This window comes from Candidatus Binataceae bacterium (genome assembly GCA_035308025.1).
In the GTDB taxonomy this organism is placed as follows: domain Bacteria; phylum Desulfobacterota; class Binatia; order Binatales; family Binataceae; genus JAJPHI01.
Genome location: DATGHL010000008.1, coordinates 29,600 through 46,106 on the forward strand (window position 1 = coordinate 29,600; position 16,507 = coordinate 46,106).

At 61.4% G+C, this 16,507-nt stretch carries 13 protein-coding genes and 1 tRNA gene; 8 read left to right on the plus strand and 6 right to left on the minus strand.

What is annotated here, in order from left to right; translation table 11 throughout:
- Positions 1-11: 11 nt before the first annotated feature.
- On the plus strand, positions 12-629 hold the full coding sequence (locus VKS22_01740; GenBank protein ID HLW69321.1) for an SCO family protein: 618 nt from the start codon (positions 12-14) through the stop codon (positions 627-629).
- 223 nt (positions 630-852) lie between these two features.
- Here the strand turns inward: VKS22_01740 and VKS22_01745 are convergent.
- The 3 genes from VKS22_01745 to VKS22_01755 all read right to left on the minus strand — a co-directional run bounded on the left by VKS22_01745 (position 853) and on the right by VKS22_01755 (position 2,882).
- Positions 853-930: transfer RNA gene (locus VKS22_01745), tRNA-Val, on the minus strand.
- 94 nt (positions 931-1,024) lie between these two features.
- Positions 1,025-1,477 (minus strand): MaoC family dehydratase, encoded by a 453-nt coding sequence (locus VKS22_01750; GenBank protein HLW69322.1) that lies wholly within the window; start codon positions 1,475-1,477, stop codon positions 1,025-1,027.
- Positions 1,478-1,544: 67 nt separating this feature from the next.
- Complete coding sequence (locus VKS22_01755; protein HLW69323.1) at positions 1,545-2,882, minus strand: MFS transporter; 1,338 nt, start codon at positions 2,880-2,882, stop codon at positions 1,545-1,547.
- 188 nt (positions 2,883-3,070) lie between these two features.
- Here VKS22_01755 and VKS22_01760 point away from each other — a divergent pair, with 188 nt between their 5' ends.
- The 3 genes from VKS22_01760 to VKS22_01770 are packed head-to-tail and all read left to right on the plus strand — an operon-like array spanning position 3,071 to position 7,308.
- Positions 3,071-4,732: an amidohydrolase family protein gene (locus VKS22_01760; protein ID HLW69324.1), complete on the plus strand. Its 1,662-nt coding sequence runs from the start codon at positions 3,071-3,073 to the stop codon at positions 4,730-4,732.
- A 33-nt stretch (positions 4,733-4,765) separates the two neighbouring features.
- Complete coding sequence (locus VKS22_01765) at positions 4,766-6,031, plus strand: CoA transferase (protein HLW69325.1); 1,266 nt, start codon at positions 4,766-4,768, stop codon at positions 6,029-6,031.
- Positions 6,028-7,308 carry a CaiB/BaiF CoA-transferase family protein gene (locus VKS22_01770; protein ID HLW69326.1) on the plus strand — a complete coding sequence of 427 codons (1,281 nt, stop codon included), beginning with the start codon at positions 6,028-6,030 and terminating at the stop codon, positions 7,306-7,308. Before VKS22_01765 ends, VKS22_01770 begins: the two co-directional genes overlap by 4 nt.
- On the opposite strand, the gene VKS22_01775 is transcribed toward VKS22_01770, so the two are convergent.
- Positions 7,305-7,529 (minus strand): hypothetical protein, encoded by a 225-nt coding sequence (locus tag VKS22_01775; GenBank protein HLW69327.1) that lies wholly within the window; start codon positions 7,527-7,529, stop codon positions 7,305-7,307. The genes VKS22_01770 and VKS22_01775 overlap by 4 nt on opposite strands.
- Positions 7,530-7,734: 205 nt before the next feature.
- Here VKS22_01775 and VKS22_01780 point away from each other — a divergent pair, with 205 nt between their 5' ends.
- Both VKS22_01780 and VKS22_01785 read left to right on the plus strand, forming a co-directional pair.
- Entirely contained in the window at positions 7,735-8,238 is a 504-nt protein-coding gene (locus VKS22_01780) for a molybdenum cofactor biosynthesis protein B (GenBank protein HLW69328.1), read from the plus strand.
- Between the two features lie 6 nt (positions 8,239-8,244).
- Positions 8,245-8,961, plus strand: coding sequence for a molybdenum cofactor biosynthesis protein MoaE (locus VKS22_01785; GenBank protein ID HLW69329.1), 717 nt, complete (start codon positions 8,245-8,247; stop codon positions 8,959-8,961).
- A 425-nt stretch (positions 8,962-9,386) separates the two neighbouring features.
- Here the strand turns inward: VKS22_01785 and VKS22_01790 are convergent, their stop codons facing one another.
- Complete coding sequence (locus VKS22_01790) at positions 9,387-10,775, minus strand: hypothetical protein (GenBank protein ID HLW69330.1); 1,389 nt, start codon at positions 10,773-10,775, stop codon at positions 9,387-9,389.
- A 553-nt stretch (positions 10,776-11,328) separates the two neighbouring features.
- On the opposite strand from VKS22_01790, the gene VKS22_01795 reads away from it, so the two are divergent.
- Positions 11,329-11,757 (plus strand): hypothetical protein, encoded by a 429-nt coding sequence (locus VKS22_01795; protein HLW69331.1) that lies wholly within the window; start codon positions 11,329-11,331, stop codon positions 11,755-11,757.
- Between the two features lie 216 nt (positions 11,758-11,973).
- Here VKS22_01795 and VKS22_01800 read toward each other — a convergent pair whose 3' ends face one another.
- The gene (locus tag VKS22_01800; protein HLW69332.1) at positions 11,974-14,310 is read right to left on the minus strand and encodes a DNA polymerase domain-containing protein; all 2,337 of its coding nucleotides are present in this window, start codon (positions 14,308-14,310) and stop codon (positions 11,974-11,976) included.
- A 425-nt stretch (positions 14,311-14,735) separates the two neighbouring features.
- Between VKS22_01800 and rpoD the strand changes: the two genes are divergently transcribed.
- On the plus strand, positions 14,736-16,505 hold the full coding sequence (gene rpoD, locus VKS22_01805; protein HLW69333.1) for an RNA polymerase sigma factor RpoD: 1,770 nt from the start codon (positions 14,736-14,738) through the stop codon (positions 16,503-16,505).
- Positions 16,506-16,507: the final 2 nt, after the last annotated feature.

The window sequence follows — 16,507 nt, forward strand, 5'->3', positions numbered from 1 at the left end:
TGGTTACGTATATGCACAATTTAATTCGCAAGCTTCGATGGTCCGTCGCACTGGTAATCGCCGCACTCGCACTCGGAGCGCTCACCCATTCGATGGTTTGGGCCGTCAATAGTGAGGCGCCGGTTGGCTCAACGTTTGCCCAGATCAACCGCCTGCCCAACATTCCCCTGATTGACCAGTCGGGCCATCCAACTAGCCTCGCCGCGCTGAGCGGTAAACCTGTCCTGGTCGGCTTCATCCATACCGATTGCCAGGGCCCCTGCGAGTTGATGACCGCGCGGATGAAAGCGATCGCACAGGAGCTCGAACCCGCATTCAATACGAAAGTCACGATGGTGGCCGTGACCACCGATCCGAAGGAAGACCATCCGGCGCAATTGGCCGCCTATGCCAAAGCGCAAGGCGCAGAAGGCGCGGGCTGGGTTTTCCTCACCGGCAAGCCCGACGACGTCGCTCATGTACTTAATCTCTACGGTGTGCCGCACGGCGCCGCCGACGACGAGATGGCCCACGTCTTCGAGCTCTATCTGATCGGGCGCGACGGCTGGCAACTGCATCAGTATCACGGCCCCGACATCAAAGCGGAAACGGTGGCCGCCGACATCCGCACCGCCCTCGCCCGCCGTTAGATTATCGCTATCTCAAGGCAGCGATGAATTTGCCGCGGTCAGCAGCGTCATTAGCTCCGCCCCGACGACGCTAGGTTGGAAATAGTATCGGCGCGCACCCGATCTGTGCGCTGCAATCGTTGAACGGGCATAAGGAGCTAGCCGGACTGACCCATGACTGACACAGTAGGTTACCGAACTGGTAATCTGCTGTGCAGTTAGCCCTCGAATTTATTTAAGAATTTGGTGGACGCACCAGGACTTGAACCTGGGACCCCTTGCATGTGAGGCAAGTGCTCTAACCGGGCTGAGCTATGCGTCCACCGGAGAGCGAATTATCGCGCTCATGATGGGTCGTCGCAAGAGCAGCCGACCGCGCACGCGGTCGGCTTCGTCGCGTGATCGGCTCGATAAATTCAAGCGGGTTTGCGAAGCATCATCGCGGTGCGCCGCGCCTTGACCACGGTCTCGCTGCGCTGGTTGACGCCGCGATGCTCGAAAATCACGATGCCCCATTGCGGCCGCGATTTGCTCTCGCGCACCTCGATCACTTCGGTTTCCGCCGTGATGGTATCGCCGATAAAGACCGGCTTGGGGAACTCGGTTTTGTCGAAACCGAGATTGCCGACAGTGGTGCCCAGGGTGAGCTCGCCGACCGAAAGCCCGACGACGAGGCCAAGCGTGAAGATGCTGTTGACCAGGCGCTGACCGAATTCGGTGTTCTTGGAGAACTCGGCGTCGAGATGCAGCGGTTGCGGATTCAAGGTCAAGGCCGAGAAGAGCAGATTGTCGGTTTCAGTGACGGTGCGGCCGGGCTGATGATGAAACACGTCGCCGACGCGAAATTCCTCGAAATACTTGCCTGCCATAAAATCCCCACGCGCCAAAATTTTCTAACTGATTAGCCGATTAACGCGCACAGCGCGAGCCGTCCGGCTAATCGGTGCAGGCGGGCGCGGACAATTCCTCGAGCGTCTGGCCGCGAGTTTCGGGCACCAACAGGATTGCGATGATCGCTCCGACGACCGGGCCGACGGCAAAGATCGCGGCGGCATTGCCCAGCCCACGCATCGGGGCGGACAGCACGCCGACGCCGAGCGGCGCCAGCGTCCAGCCTAACTGGCCGACGACCTGTACCGTCAGGCTGAAGCCGGTGGCGCGCGTCTCCGTCGGAAATAACTCGGCGCCAAGCGCGCAGGTCGCGGTACGCGCCGCTTGGTAGGCGAACATCGTGAGGAGCAGGGCGAGAAAAATCATCCCGTTCGACGAGCTTTGAAAGAGCACCACCGCGGCCACGCCGGCCGCCAGAAAAAACCCGGCCGTGGTGGCGCGGCGGCCGAGGCGATCGAGCAGATAGCCGCTGAGCATCGTCCCGCAGCATCCGGCCAGATACGCGCTGACGAAGGCCGTGCCGACCTGCGCCGCGGCCCAGCCGTGATCGCGGCGCGCGTAAAGGCTGAAGAAGGAAATCACCGGACCGCCCACCAGACCCACGCAATTGCACAACACCGCGATCAGAATCATGCGCCCGGCCCACGGACCGCGCAGCGGCTCGAAGCACTGGCGCAACGGCGCGAAGATCGCGGGCGGTTTCAGGCCCTCCGCCGCCCGCTCGGCGACGATCGCAGCGAAGCGCGCGGTCTCGCGCATCCGCCGCCGCAGCCACGCGATCAGCATCAGAGGCGCGATGCCGACCAGGTACATCCCGCGCCAGCCAAGACGCGATTCCGCCATGCGACCGTAAAGCAGTCCGGCCGCAGCGACGCCGAGAAAGGCCGCCATCAGCAGGATCGAGACAGCGCGCCCGCGCTGCGTGTCGGGAAACTCTTCGCTGATCATCGTAACCGCGATGCCGAATTCCGCCGCCAGAAAAATCTGCGCGGCGCTCTGAAACAGCGTGAAGCTCAGAGCGCCGTGCGAGAGCGCGGTCATTAGCGTGAGCAGGGCGTAGCAGAGAACGGTGACCGTCATCAGGGGTTTGCGGCCGAAGCGGTCCGCCAACATCACGACGAAAAACGACAGGATGCCGCCGGCACGCACCGTCGCCGCGATGACGCCGACGACGGCGTCGCTCAGATGGAAGGCGCGGGTGATGTCGGGCGTGCAGAGATGAAAAATCGTGATGTCATAGCCCTCGAAAATGGTCGCGGGCAGAAGCATCGCGAGCAGAACCCAGCGATATTCACGCGGCGCCCAGCGGGAGATCGGCGACGGCGCTGATACGCGGCGAGCTGGGGCGCGATCGACCTTGGTTAACCGGGAGTTGGAGGGCACTGCTCAAGCTCTTCCAGATTGGCAGTGCCGCCGCAACCTGATTTCACCGGGCGGCTGGCGAATTCGATGGAGATTTTTCCGGCGAGCGGCTATGCTCCTGCAATCTGCAGGAAGTGATCGCGGGCAAGCTTGCTAACGCGACACGGCGGGCCGACAAGCGAGTCAAGGGAAGCGGAGGACGCAACGCAATGGCATACGATTTACTAATTCGCGATGGAACTGTAATTGACGGCGCCGGAAAGCCGGCGTATCGCGCTGATGTCGGAATTCGCGCGGGCAAAATCGCCGCGATTGGCACGGCCACCGAGCGCGGCACCCAAGAGATCGATGCCGCCGGGCTGATTGTCAGCCCCGGCTTTATCGATCCGCATACCCATTATGACGGCCAGATTTGCTGGGACCCCACCGTCTCGGCGTCGTCGTGGCACGGCGTGACGACGGTGATGATGGGCAACTGCGGCGTCGGTCTGGCGCCCTGCCGGCCGGCCGATCGCGAGATCGCGACGTGGGATTTAGTCAACGTCGAGGGTATCCCGTTCGACGTGCTCAAGCGCGGCGTGACCTGGGACTGGGAGAGTTTTCCCCAGTTCATGGACGCTGCTGCGGCGCGCGGCTCGGCGATAAATCTGGGTTTTCTCGCGCCGCTGACGCCCTTTCGCCACTACGTGATGGGTGAGGCCTCGATGGATCGCGCGGCGACCAGCGAGGAGACCGCCTCGATCAGAACGCTGCTGAAAGAAGCGATTGCCGCGGGCGCCTTCGGCTTCACCACCAGCACGGCGCCGCAGCATATCGGCTACAAAGGGCGCCCGCTCGCCTGCCGCCAAGCCGATCGCGCGGAGCTCAAGGCCTATGCCGGCGTACTCAAGGAGTTGGGCAAGGGTACGATCGAACTTATCGCCAACCGGCGCGTCGACATGATTGCGCCGGACGAGTGCGAGCTGCTCGACCTGCTGTTGGCCGAGAGCGGACGCCGCATCACCTGGCTGGTTTTGCGCAAGTTCATCCATCAGCCGGAATCGTACAAGGAGCTGCTGCGCGCGGCCGCGGGTCAGATTGAGCGCGGCGCGATTCCGCAACTCGCGACGATGCCGCTGGTCACCGAGATGGGCCTCGCGCAGCCTTCGATCTCGTTCGCGCCCTACCCGTCGTGGAAGGGCGCCTTCAACGCCTCGCCCGAAGAGTTGCGCCGGCTCTACGGCAGCCGCGAGTTCCGTGAAGCCTTCCGCCAGGATCTGCGCGGCCCGGGGCTCTTCCACGGCCTGTGGGATCTGGTCACGGTCAACGTCGTCAAAAATCCCGCGATGCAGGACTTGTGGGGCAAGACCGTCGCGCAGATCGCGCTGGCACGCGGCAAGGACGGCCTCGACACCTTTTTCGACCTCGTGCTCGAAGACAACCTCGAAATGATCTACACGGTGATCCGGACCGAGGTGCCGACCGAGTTGCTCGGCGACGCGCGCGTGCTGATCGGCGAGTCCGACGGCGGCGCCCATGTCGATCAGTTCTGCACGGCGGGTTATTCGAGCGACATGATCGGCACCTGGGTCAGAGATAAGCAGATGCTCAGCCTTGAACGTGCGGTGCAGCGCATGACCTCGGAGGCGGCGGATTTCTTCGGCATCCGCGATCGCGGACGTCTGACGCCGGGCGCGGCGGCCGACGTGGTCGTGTTCGACTTCGATGAAATCGGCTGCCATCCGGCCGAGGCGGTCGCGGATCTGCCGGGCGGCGGACGGCGGATGATCGTGAAGCCCCGCGGCATCGAGCATGTCGTCGTCAATGGGCGGGCAATCTATGAGGGCGACCGGTACACCGGAGCGACGCCGGGCAACGTCCTGCGTTCGTAGCGCAGAGTGAGCTTGCAAAGAGGTCAAGGCGCAATGGCAAAGACGGCAAGCGTTGGGCGGCGGCCGCTCGAAGGGATTCGCGTAATCGACCTGACCAAAATCGTCGCCGGGCCCAACTGCACGCGGATGCTCGCGACGATGGGCGCGGAGGTCATCCGCGTCGAATGGCACGATAATCGCGCGCTCGATCTGTTGCGCATGGTGCGGCCCTACGCCCCCGACAGCGATCGCGAAAGCCTCAATCGCAGCGGCCTGTTCAACAATATCAATCCCGGCAAATACGGCGTGACGCTCAACTTGAGCCTGCCGCAGGGCCGCGAACTGCTCAAGCGGCTCGTCGCCAAAGCCTCCGTGCTATGCGAGAACTACAGCCCCGCGCAGATGGAGAGTTGGGAGCTGGACTATGCCGCGCTGCGGAAGATCAATCCGCAGTTGATCTATCTGCAGATCACCGGGATGGGCAAATCGGGCACCTACAACTCCTATCTCAGCGTCGGGCCGACAGCCCAGGCGCTCTCGGGCCTGACCCATATGTCGGGATTGCCCGAGCCGATGCCGCCGGCCGGATGGGGCTACTCGTATCTGGATCATTCGACCGGCTACTACGGCGCGATCCTAGTGATGGCCGCGCTGATGAAACGCCGGCGCACCGGCAACGGATGCTATATCGACGTCTCGCAGACAGAGGTCGGGATCATGACGTCGGGAACGGCGACCCTCGAAGCCCAACTGACCGGCGAGCATACGGGTCGTTACGGCAACCGCGCCCGGGGCTCCGCCTGGGCGCCGCACGGCGCCTATCGATGCCGCGGCGACGACGAGTGGATCGCGATCTCGGTCCAGAACGACACGCAGTGGAGCGCGCTCGTGGCCGCGATCGGCGCGCCGCAATGGACGCGGGATCCGCGCTTCGCGACGGGCGCGGGCCGCAAAGCCCATGAGGACGAGCTTGATCGAAGCCTTGCCGGCTCTACGCAGGATCAGGATCGTTACGATCTGATGGACCGCCTGCAGCTACGCAACGTGCCTGCCGCAGCAATTCAGACCGCCGCGGACCGCGTCGAGCGCGATCCACAACTCAAATCGCGAGGCTATTTTGTACCGCTTCCGCACAGCGAAATCGGGACCTGGCCGATTGAAGGGTTTCCCGCCAAGTTCACCTCGATGCGCGTGGAAGTGGGCGGACTCCCAGAACGCGCGGCTCCGTCGATGGGCGAGGACAACGACTATGTCTATCGCGAGCTGCTCGGGCTAAAGCCCGATGAGATCGCCACGCTTAAAGAGGAGCTGGTGATTTGAACCACGAAGCTCTGCTCGGCGCCGCCCTCGCGGGCACGACCGTGCTGGAATGCGGCGACGCGCGCGCCGAGTTCGGCGGGCTGTTGCTTGCTTCGATGGGCGCCGACGTCATCCGGCTCGAAGGGCCGCGCGGCTCGCACTCGCGCCATGTCGGCCCCTTCACTACACCCGAGCCTGACCCCGAGCACAGTCTCTGCTTCTCGCGCTACAACCTCGGCAAGCGCAGCGTCTGTCTCGATCGCGAAAGCCCCGAGGGCCGCGCAGCGTTCGAGCGCCTCGCGCGGCGCGCCGGTCTGATTCTCGATTCCGGCGAGGCGTCTGAGGTCGAATCCCGGCTTGGGTTGTATCGCGAGCTGCGTACTGCGAATCCGTCACTGATCGTCTGCACGCTCACGCCGTTTGGCCTCGACGGTCCGTGGCGTGACCTCAAGATGACCGATCTGACTCATCTCGCGCTCGGCGGTGTGATGATGTCATGTGGATACGATCCTCGGCCTGACGGCGTTTACGACACGCCGCCGATCGCGCCCGCGATGTGGCAGGCCTACCACATCGCCTGCGAACACGCCGTGATCGCAATTCTGGCCGCGCTCAATTTCCGCGAGCTTACCGGCGCCGGGGATCTGATCGACGTCTCGATTCACGAGGCGGTCAGCATCTGCACGGAAGTTGCGATTCCGACTTACATCTACAACCAGGCGTTGGTGCGGCGGCAGACCGGACGCCACGCCGCCGAGGGGGTATCGCGGCCTTGGCTGCGAGCAACAAAGGACGGACGCTACGTCAAGGCCTTCATGTTCTGGAGTGCGCGGGAGCGGCGGGTGATCGCCGAAATGATGACGGAAGCCGGCCTTGAGCATGACCTCAATTCGGACGCCTATCGCGAGTTGGCCGAGCGCGCTCCAGCGGAAGCAGCCACGCACTTCAGCACGGCGATCGACCGCCTCTGCGCGGCTCTGACTGCCGAAGAGATTTTTCATCGCGCGCAAGCCAAGGGCCTGCTCTGGGCGAGCGTGCGCTACCCTGAGGAGAATCTTGACGACCCGCATTTCCAAGCGCGCGGCACCTTCCAGCCGATTACGCATCCGGAGTTAGGCCGCGACCTTCAATACCCGGTCTCAGTCGGCACCGACGGACACGATCGCGTGACCGGTTTTACTCGCGGAGCGCCACGCTTGGGCGAGCATACCGCAGCTGTACTGGCTGAAGCTGGTCTTAGTACAGCGGAGATCGATACTCTGATCAACGCGAACGTCGCATCGAGCCGAAATCGTTAGTTGAAAGAACAGTCGATTATCTGATTGATGCGCTGAATGTCCGGTTCCTGCATCGCCGGGCTGCGCATCTCTGTCGTTTTGTCGGTAGCAAACAATCCCCGTTCGACCCCCGATTCGAACGTTGTCCACGCACCGAAAGCACCACCGAGCACAATTCCGACGGCGAATGCCGTTAATAGACCGCGTGGGCGATTGGCGTCTCGATCATGTTTCCATGTCATAAAATCTTCCCCCCGCAATTGCTTAGACGGGAGCGATCGTCGTTCCGTTTACATCCTAAGAATTCCGTTTACACGAGTTCTGTCGATTTGAGTTCACTCTGGGATGCTAGTGCTAGCCACGTGAGACCGGCGAACCTGAAGATTCGCGCCCGCGGTTCCGAACGACTCATCTTTTTACTCAAAGTTGGTGTATATATGAGGAATAATGCCCGTTCATGAGCATCACCGATACGCTGGCGGTCACGTTCATCTCAAGGTCGCGATTATCACAGCGAGCGACACGCGCACGCCTGCCGACGACGAGAGCGGCCAGATCATTCGTACCGCAGTCGAGGGCGCGGGGCATTCCGTGACGTTCTATGCAGTAATTCCGGATGATCCCGAGCGAATTCGCGCCGTTGCAATCGAGCATCTCTCGCGCGAAGACCTGCTGATCATTAATGGCGGGACAGGCATCGCGGCGCGCGACTCGACCATCGAAGCGATTCGGCCGCTTCTCAACAAGGAGCTCGAGGGTTTCGGCGAACTCTTTCGGATGCTCTCCTATCAGGAGATCGGCGCGGCCGCGTTTCTCAGCCGCGCATTGGCCGGTACCGCGCATGGCCGGATCGTCGTGGTCTTACCCGGCTCTCCGGCAGCCTGCCGGCTCGCGATGGAGAAGTTGCTCATTCCTGAACTCGGCCACATGGCGCATTTGCTCAAGTTATAACGCTCTATGAACGTCCTGACGTTGAAACTGTTCGCGACGCTGCGCGAACGCGCGCGCGTGGCGGAATTGTCGCGCGAATTTCCCGACGGCACGACCGTCGGCGAGATCTGGAACCGGCTGTTGACCGAATTCCCGGCCCTCGGCGGTCATCAGGACGGCGTCGGCTACGCGGTCAACCACGAATACGTGCAGGCCGATTATCGCCCGCGCGATCGCGACGAAGTCGCCTTCATTCCACCGGTGAGCGGCGGCTCCGGCTCGTCCGTCAAGGCGCCGTGGCTGGGACCGATCGCGATTGGACCCGAGGTGATCGACGTTGCCGCACTGGAGCGTGCGGTCGCTGATCCCGCAGCCGGCGCGATCGTCACTTTCGCCGGGACTACACGAAATGACAACGTCGGGCGGCGCGTGCTGCGTCTCGACTACGAGGCCTACGAGCCGATGGCGCTGTCGGAGATGCGGAAGTTGGCGCTGGAGGCGGGTGAGCGCTGGAAGATCGTGCGCATCGCCATCGCGCATCGAATCGGGACGGTGGCGATCGGCGAGACGTCGGTTGCGATCGCGGTCGCGGCGGCGCATCGAGCCGAGGCGTTCGAGGCTTGCCGTTTCGCCATCGATCGGCTTAAAGAGATCGTCCCGATCTGGAAGAAAGAGTATTTCGAGGGCGGCGAGGTCTGGGTCGGCTGCCAGACCTCACATCCACCAGAACTCCATCAGCATTGACCGCCGCCTCATTTCCCGGCGTCTACGCTCCCAGCTCGTCGAGCAGGGCTTTAGCTTCGTTGAAGTAAAGCGTGTCGAAGCTGCGTAAACGAATCGTCACGAAATCGCGTCTTTGTCGATCTGCATTCGGCCGCTGCGATGCCGGAAGCGCTCAACCCGTAGTCCGCCAGCTCTCAAAAGATAGGCGCGGAGGTCGCGCGAAGCGCGGCCTGGCTGGAGGCTATGAGCGTTGCCTCGAAGGCCCTCCCTCGAAAGGATTTCGGACCAGACCTACGGAACGGAAAAGCCAAATCTGATCACGGGACGATAAGGATCGATCCGGAAATCTTGATTTAAGCGCTCAAGAACTCCTTGGCATCCTTGAAGCGGTCTTGTTGTCGCGTAGGTCTGCTCGACGTGGGCGATTCGCCACGGCGGTATCAGAATCAATGTGCGGCGGCTGGCGTAAGCAGTGCTTTTCGCGGCCATTGGCCTGATACCACACCGAGTTTATCCCCCGTCGGCGAGCGGACTTCATAGCCGAGCATATAGAGCATCACCGCGGCGGTTCGAATAGCATAGCCGCGCCAGATATTTTCCTCTGGTCCTATCCCTGCCTCCAACTTGTATTTCAACTCAGGGCTAGAGAACGCCTCCGGCAGCCCATCCTCCGGCGTGGCGTCAATGGAAAGCCATGAGATCATCAGCGGGCAGGGTACACTTCGGGTCCGATCTCTTGGAGGAAAAATCACGAGGGAAGGCGCAAGTGTATCATAGGTTCTGGAATATTCTGATGGGGCGACCTGAATGTCGCGGTCAAATGGATAATTCGCCGCTCGCATTGCAAGAATACATGCCCCTCTGGATACGCCAAGCCGGAAATTGGAATTATTGCCAACGGTAATTTCTTGCGGAGAAACTCTACGCAGGACTTTGATCGCATCCTCATTGAGTAGAACGCGCTTGTCACTCGCGACCAGGGCATTCTGCGGCGTATCGTCGCGAATCAAATTAGATATTTCGCGGAGGGACGCCATTGCGAATATCTCCGGAAGATAGGGAACTGGTTTGTATCGTGGCGTGATCCAATCATAGCCTCTGGTACGGAATGCTGATTTATATTTATTTAGCTCTTCCGCGTTAGAGAGCACGAAGGCTAACCTAAACTCACTATTCACGTCGTTACACACGACCGGGGCTATTCCAATTGCCGATAGTGCTTCGCCACCAGTGTCTGACGCGTTAAACAGCGCGTATCCTCCTCCTGAAAACTCCTGGGAAATCACGGTCGTGCGGCCCTCTACGACAGCAAGTCCATCTGGGCCGTCTCCTTTTATGGGATTAAGAGGCCACCTAAGTGAGCATGAAGAAACGTCAGGGTCTGGAGTAGCATCGCAAGTGAACGAGATTTCGCCATTGCTACCATCTTTATGGCATTTTGTGGCGGCTATAATATCGCGGATCTTAGACTCCAAATAATCTAGCCGCATCGGGCCTGCTAACCCGACTTGCGCAGCAAATTCGCGGAGGTCCGGTATATCCGTCCTCGCCGTGCTCGCCGGTGTCTCCGTCCCTGCCGTGTTCGAGGGGGTCGGGGTGGCCGTCGGGTGTTCCCTCGCAGTCTCCTCCACGTGCAACTCGAAGTCGAGTTCGCTCACATCGAAAATTGCTACAAGGGACACAGCGGACAGAAGCAACGCGATAGATAGTTTTCCTCGTTTGAAGGTAATATCGATTGAGTTTACTAAGGCTCCGCTGACGACAACAACGAGCATCGCAATCAGTCCGAAGGCGCTGATAAGAAGCGCCACGACTGTCGTCACAGTTAGCTGCATTGTCCTACTCCTGTAGTTGTGCTGATAATACCCGCGAGGCCGGGACGAGCAAACTCTTGGGCCGGTGTGTCAGCCGGCCCCGTCGAGCATCATGTCCAACGCGCTCCCCCGCCGGCGACAAAGTTTGGGCCAAAGGGGCCAATCGAAGAATTTGTATTCAGCGATTGCGGGGTGCCGGAGTCGTTTGATTCTGAGGGCAGAACGGGCGGCGGCATGGGCCGTGGATCGTCGGGTGGCGGCGGCGTATCAGTCGGCATCGGCGAGCCTGACATCTGCCGCTCTCGAGACTCTCGGATTTCCTGCATGAGCCGTACAACTGAGCGCACCCTTCAAATGTGCGAAAATCACCATAGGGCTGGTGCTTGTACTGACCATCGGCAGCCTTCTGACACTCAGCTCGTTCGCGATCCCACCACTGCTGGTCACTGCCCTCCTCCGGTGGTATGCTCTTCGGAAGACTGACGGTATATGACCGTCCGGACCTGGAGTGACCACCGCCGTCGGGGTGATGATGGGCCGTTGTTTCACCGGAGAATAAAATGCGCCCTGCTTGGTGCACCAATCGGCAAAACCGCAGTCGCTTGAGTCCATCGGTGGGTTCGCCGCGCTCAAATCCGCGACCTCCTGGCAACGCTTGTGGTACTTCTCCCAAAGCTCGGCAGGCCAGCCGGAAGGCGCGGCCGTCGGCAACTTGATCGGCACGTGGATGGTGGGCGCGCCGCCCGGCGACGGTTCCTGCGCGCGCGCCAGAACGATCATCAAAAGCGCCATTCCGAGCAAAGATGCTGCCGCCAATATCCATCGCCGCATATGGCCCTCGTCGCGCGTCTCCAGGATTGCCCTGCTCTCGCGTCGAACAAAGCACGCGCGCTCCGAAACCCGACGGCCAAAACGAAACTGGCGTTATCTTGGGCCGCCTCGACTGCTTTGCAAATCACTATCGCTTCTCAACAGCAACGGCATTTTGGCGACCACCATCTAGTGTGCTGTCCCGTAAATAAGCTTGCGCAAGGAGAGCGCTCAGCGCGGGCAGCAGAAACCGGTACCGGCCTCGCTCGCCGGGCGCGCTATGCCGCGCCAATGCTCGCGAAGCTGCCCGAGATTCTTCGACTGCGTTCGCGTCGCTCACTTCGCTCAGAATGACAAAAGGGGCCTTCCCGTTGAAAGCTGCTTGCGGGACATGACACTAAGATCCGATTCAAGGCTTCGCGGGCGGGGTGGCGAAGAGATCCTGCTGGGCGGGCGCGGCAGAGTCGTCGGGCGCGTAGAGTTCGGCGGCCGGGAATAAGCCATCGCGCTCGACGAAGGGGCGGAACTTCTCGTAAAGGTCGGCGAGTTTGGCGACATAGTACTCGACGTTTTCGTCGGGTTGAGCCGGATCGTAAGCTGAGGCCATCCGGGCTGCGGTCGCGACTTTGACACGCGCACCGGTCCCGGTGACGTAATACGAGATTTGATCGCCGCTGAGATAGGGGCGTTCGGCCTTGAGCGCGAGCTCATAGGCCGCGGCGACGTTGCGGCGATTGCCGCCGCGTTTCTGCCGATAGGTTTCGGTCGAGTCCTGCAGGGTTTCGGTCTTCATCAGATCGGCGATCCCGATCGCGTGGCCGACGATGCGTGCGCTATAGGTTTCATATAGTCGCGGCACGTCGTGCGCGCGTCCCGCGAGCAGCAGCTTGAACATCTCCTCCATGAAGCGGCGCTGGAAACGTTCGAGCCCGCGTGATTTAAGCCCGGAGCCACGAATCGTCATCTCATCCTGATCATCGAGCAAGACGTAGTTCTTCATTTTGTAGCTGAACATCGCCGGATAGCGGCCGTCGATTTCGAGCCGGATGCCCGCGGGCATCGAGGCGCCGACCTCGTCGATCAGGCGCTGCGCCGCGGCTTCATCGCCAAGCGCAAAGGGCGCGACAAAGTAGATGCCGTCGGTATCGACTTCGACAACCTCGGCGCCGCGCGCCTCGAGCTCGACGATCGCACGCTGAATCAGCTCGCGTCCGCGCCGGGTGACCGTATTGGCGGCGGCGAAATCATTGAAGTGGCCGAGCGCGAAGCCGAGATAGCCATAAAAGGAATTGATCAGGATTTTGAAGGTCTGCTGGAGCGTTTCGAGATTGCGCCGCTCGATGCCGGTGAGTTCCCGCGCCGCATTCTTGGCCTGCACGCGGAAGCTGCGCAGATCCGCGAGCATGTGCAGGAAGACGCCAAGGCGGTCGTTGGCCGGCGCGTGGCCGCCCTCGAGCATCAGCGACGGATAGAGCGAGGTGACGTCGCAGTGGAGCACATTGCGCGCGACGCCGCAGCGGCGCATCTCGGTATAGCCGCCGGCGACTTCGCTCGGCTCGTTGGGGAGGGGAATCGAGTGGCGTTGATTGAGATAGGCGCGCATCAGCAGGGCGTCGATTTTGGTCGCGTTCCCGCGAATGATGACGTTCTGATACGAGTAGGGAAAAATCTGTGCCTGCACGAAATAGCTGGGCGAGAGTGTGGCGGCAAGCGCGCCGGCCTCGCGCGCGTTGTCGAGGGCGTAGGCGAGCAGCTCATCGGGTTGGTTATCGAAGTAGTGGCTGCCGCGCGCGGCGTCGAGATCGACACGGCCCGGGCGCGCGACGCCGAAGTGGCGCGCCAGCTCCATGAGGCCGAAACCCTCGAGCTCGCGGCTGGCAATATCGTAGTGCTGCGCGAGAAACCATGTATCCACTAGATTGCGGCCGTAAACGTCGAAGCGGCGGTAGGCGATGACGCGCTCGGCAATCTGCATCCGCGCGGCGCGGGCGGGGATGACGCTGCCGTCGCGGCCGAGCGCCAGCGCAACTTTATGCCGCCGCGCGCGCGTTTCGAGGTATTCGAGATCGAAACGGAACAGGTTATGACCCTCGATGATGTCGGGGTCGCGCTCGCGCACGATGCGCACCAGCTCGAGCAGCATCGCGCGCTCGTCCAGCTCGCGGGCCGACAGCACTCGCTCGAAGCCGCGCGAGTCCGTCAGCGCAATCGCGATTATGCGGTCGCCCGCGCGCGCCGCCGAGGGAAACTCAAAACCGGCGCTGACGTATGTTTCGATATCGAGCTGCATCCGATGCAAATCGCCGAACTGCATCCCCATGAAGTAAGTGCTGCCGGAGAGCATCAGGTGCTGATCGATCGGTTCGGCAAGGATCATGTACGGAGCGTCGCGCGCACCGGGCGCCTTCGCGCTGACCTGGCGGAGATGACGGCGCGCCGCTTGGAGCGCGGGCAGAGAAGGAAAGGTCGTGAGATAGCGGAGATGAAAATCGCCTGCCAGGCGAGAGGTTTTGTGCGCCACCCGCAGACCGGCAAGCAGCTCGAGATCAGCGGTCAGCGCGAAAAGGCGGATCGGCCTGACTTCGCGTTCGAGGTGGTCTCCGGGTCTGCGCTTGAAAACGGCGATCTCGCTGGGCGAAGCGACCTCGAGGGCGACGATATGCTCGTCGGCAGAGTCGCCAAAGAGCAGGCGGTTGCCGTAGAATTGGCTGGAAATAGCCGAATAACCGCCAGTCGCCGTGCTCATCGATCAGGATTCTGCGCTGCCGACAGCCGATTTAATAGTAAGCGCGAGCCGGTGTTGTGCCACGTACCAGCAAAGATCCGCGAAAATCTGATATGATCGGGGCGCCAACGCGGCCTTTTGCGATAGTGGCGATCGCGCCTGTTGCCGGACTTCATGATTATATTTGTGTTTCGGGAAGCATCTTAGTAGAAAAGGCTTGCCGCTGACCGAAGCCACGTTGAGCTTGAGCGATGTTTTGCTTATAATAGGAAGGTCGCACAGCCTTGCTGTGACATTTGCAACTTACTTACTCCCGGAAAAAGCTCCGATTCCGTCGCAAACCAGTGCAGGCTTGCGGCCGGATACTGGCCTGCCGGCTTTGTTTGACAGGCTGATGTTAGCACTGGCGTTAACTTTGCCACTCGCGCGGACGGGAACCCATTAGCATGAAGCAGAAGTACGAAGGGAAAGATCTCCAAGGGCTCGTTGATTTGGGTCGCGAGCAGGGCTACCTGACGTTCGATCAGGTGAACGACTTCCTGCCGCAGGACGTGACGTCGCCGACCGACCTCAGATCGGCACTCGAGAGCTTCGAGGACATGGATATCAAGGTCCTCGAAGATGTTCCCGTCGACGGGGCTGACGGCGAAGTCGAGACCGAGGCCAAGGAGGAACCGGAAGAGGCGGCAGAAGCCCCGGCGGTCGTGGATTCGTTGGGCGAATCCTCCGATCCGGTTCGGCTGTACCTGAAAGAAATGGGCAACTTCCAGCTCCTGTCGCGGGAGCAGGAGGTCGAAATCGCCAAGCGGATCGAGGCCGGTGAGAACGAAGTCGAAGACGAAGTTTTGGGGTCGCCGGTGACCTTGGACTTTGTCATCGAGGTGTCCGACCGGGTCGAAGCGGGCGAAGCCGACTTGCGGGATATTTTTGAGGAAAACGAGGAGCCGAGCGGTGACTCGGCGGATGAGGAACGCGGTCCGGAGGCCAACGAAAAACAGCTCAAGAAACTCCTGACCGCGGCCAAGAAGCTCAAATCCCTGCACGCCAGAATCGAAACTCTGGAGAGACAGACCAAAGAGCGTCAGCGGCCCGCCCTCAAGGGCAAGATCGACAAGTCGATTCGCCGGCTTAAAGATGGGGTGAAGCGCGAGCTTCGCACGCTCGAATTGTCGCGCCACTTCCAGGACGCGGTGATCGGCGAGATGCAGCGTCTGCTCATCGAGAGCTCGCAGGCGCGCGCGCTAATTGAACGCTACGAGGAGGCCACGGGACGCACCAAGACGCAGCTCCTGCGCGAGGCCGCCGAGGCTGAAGATCGCCGGCACGTGCTGAAGGTCAATGGGACGCGTGAGAATCTGCTTGATATCGCGGCGCGAATCAAAGATGCGCAGAAAGCGATTCGCGAAGTCGAGCGGCGGGTAAAGGCTGACGCCGAGGAATTCGCCCGCTCGCTGGAGACCGTAGCCTCGGGGCAGGATAAGAGCCGACGGGCCAAAAAAGAGTTGACTGAAGCCAATCTGCGCCTGGTGGTAAGCCTGGCCAAGCGCTACACCAATCGCGGCCTGGGTTTTCTCGATCTAATCCAGGAAGGCAATATAGGCCTGATGCGGGCGGTGGACAAGTTTGAGTATCAGCGCGGCTACAAGTTTTCGACTTATGCGACGTGGTGGATTCGGCAATCGATGTCACGCGCAATCGCTGACCAAGGCCGGACCATTCGTATCCCGGTGCATATGGTCGAGACCATAAACAAGCTCCTGCGCGTGACGCGCCTGCTCGTCCAGCGGCTGGGACGCGAACCGGGACCCGAAGAGATCGCCGAGCAGATGGAAATGCCGCTGGACAAGGTCCAGAAGGTCCTCAAGATCGTCAAGGAACCAATCTCGCTCGAAACGCCGATCGGCGACGAAGAGGAAAGCTCGCTGGGCGATTTCGTCGAAGACGAGCTGGCGCCGTCGCCGGTGGAGGCCGCGATCCAGGGCAATCTCGGCGAGCAGACGCGCAAGGTGCTGGCGACGCTGACGCCGCGCGAGGAGCAAATCCTGCGCATGCGCTTCGGCATCGGGCAAAAGACCGACTACACGCTGGAAGAAGTCGGCAAGCAGTTTGCGGTCACGCGCGAGCGCATCCGTCAGATCGAGGCCAAGGCGCTGCGCAAGCTCCGCCAAACCGGCCGTTCGCGCACCCTTGAGGGATTCATGGAGCGCGAACCCTGAGC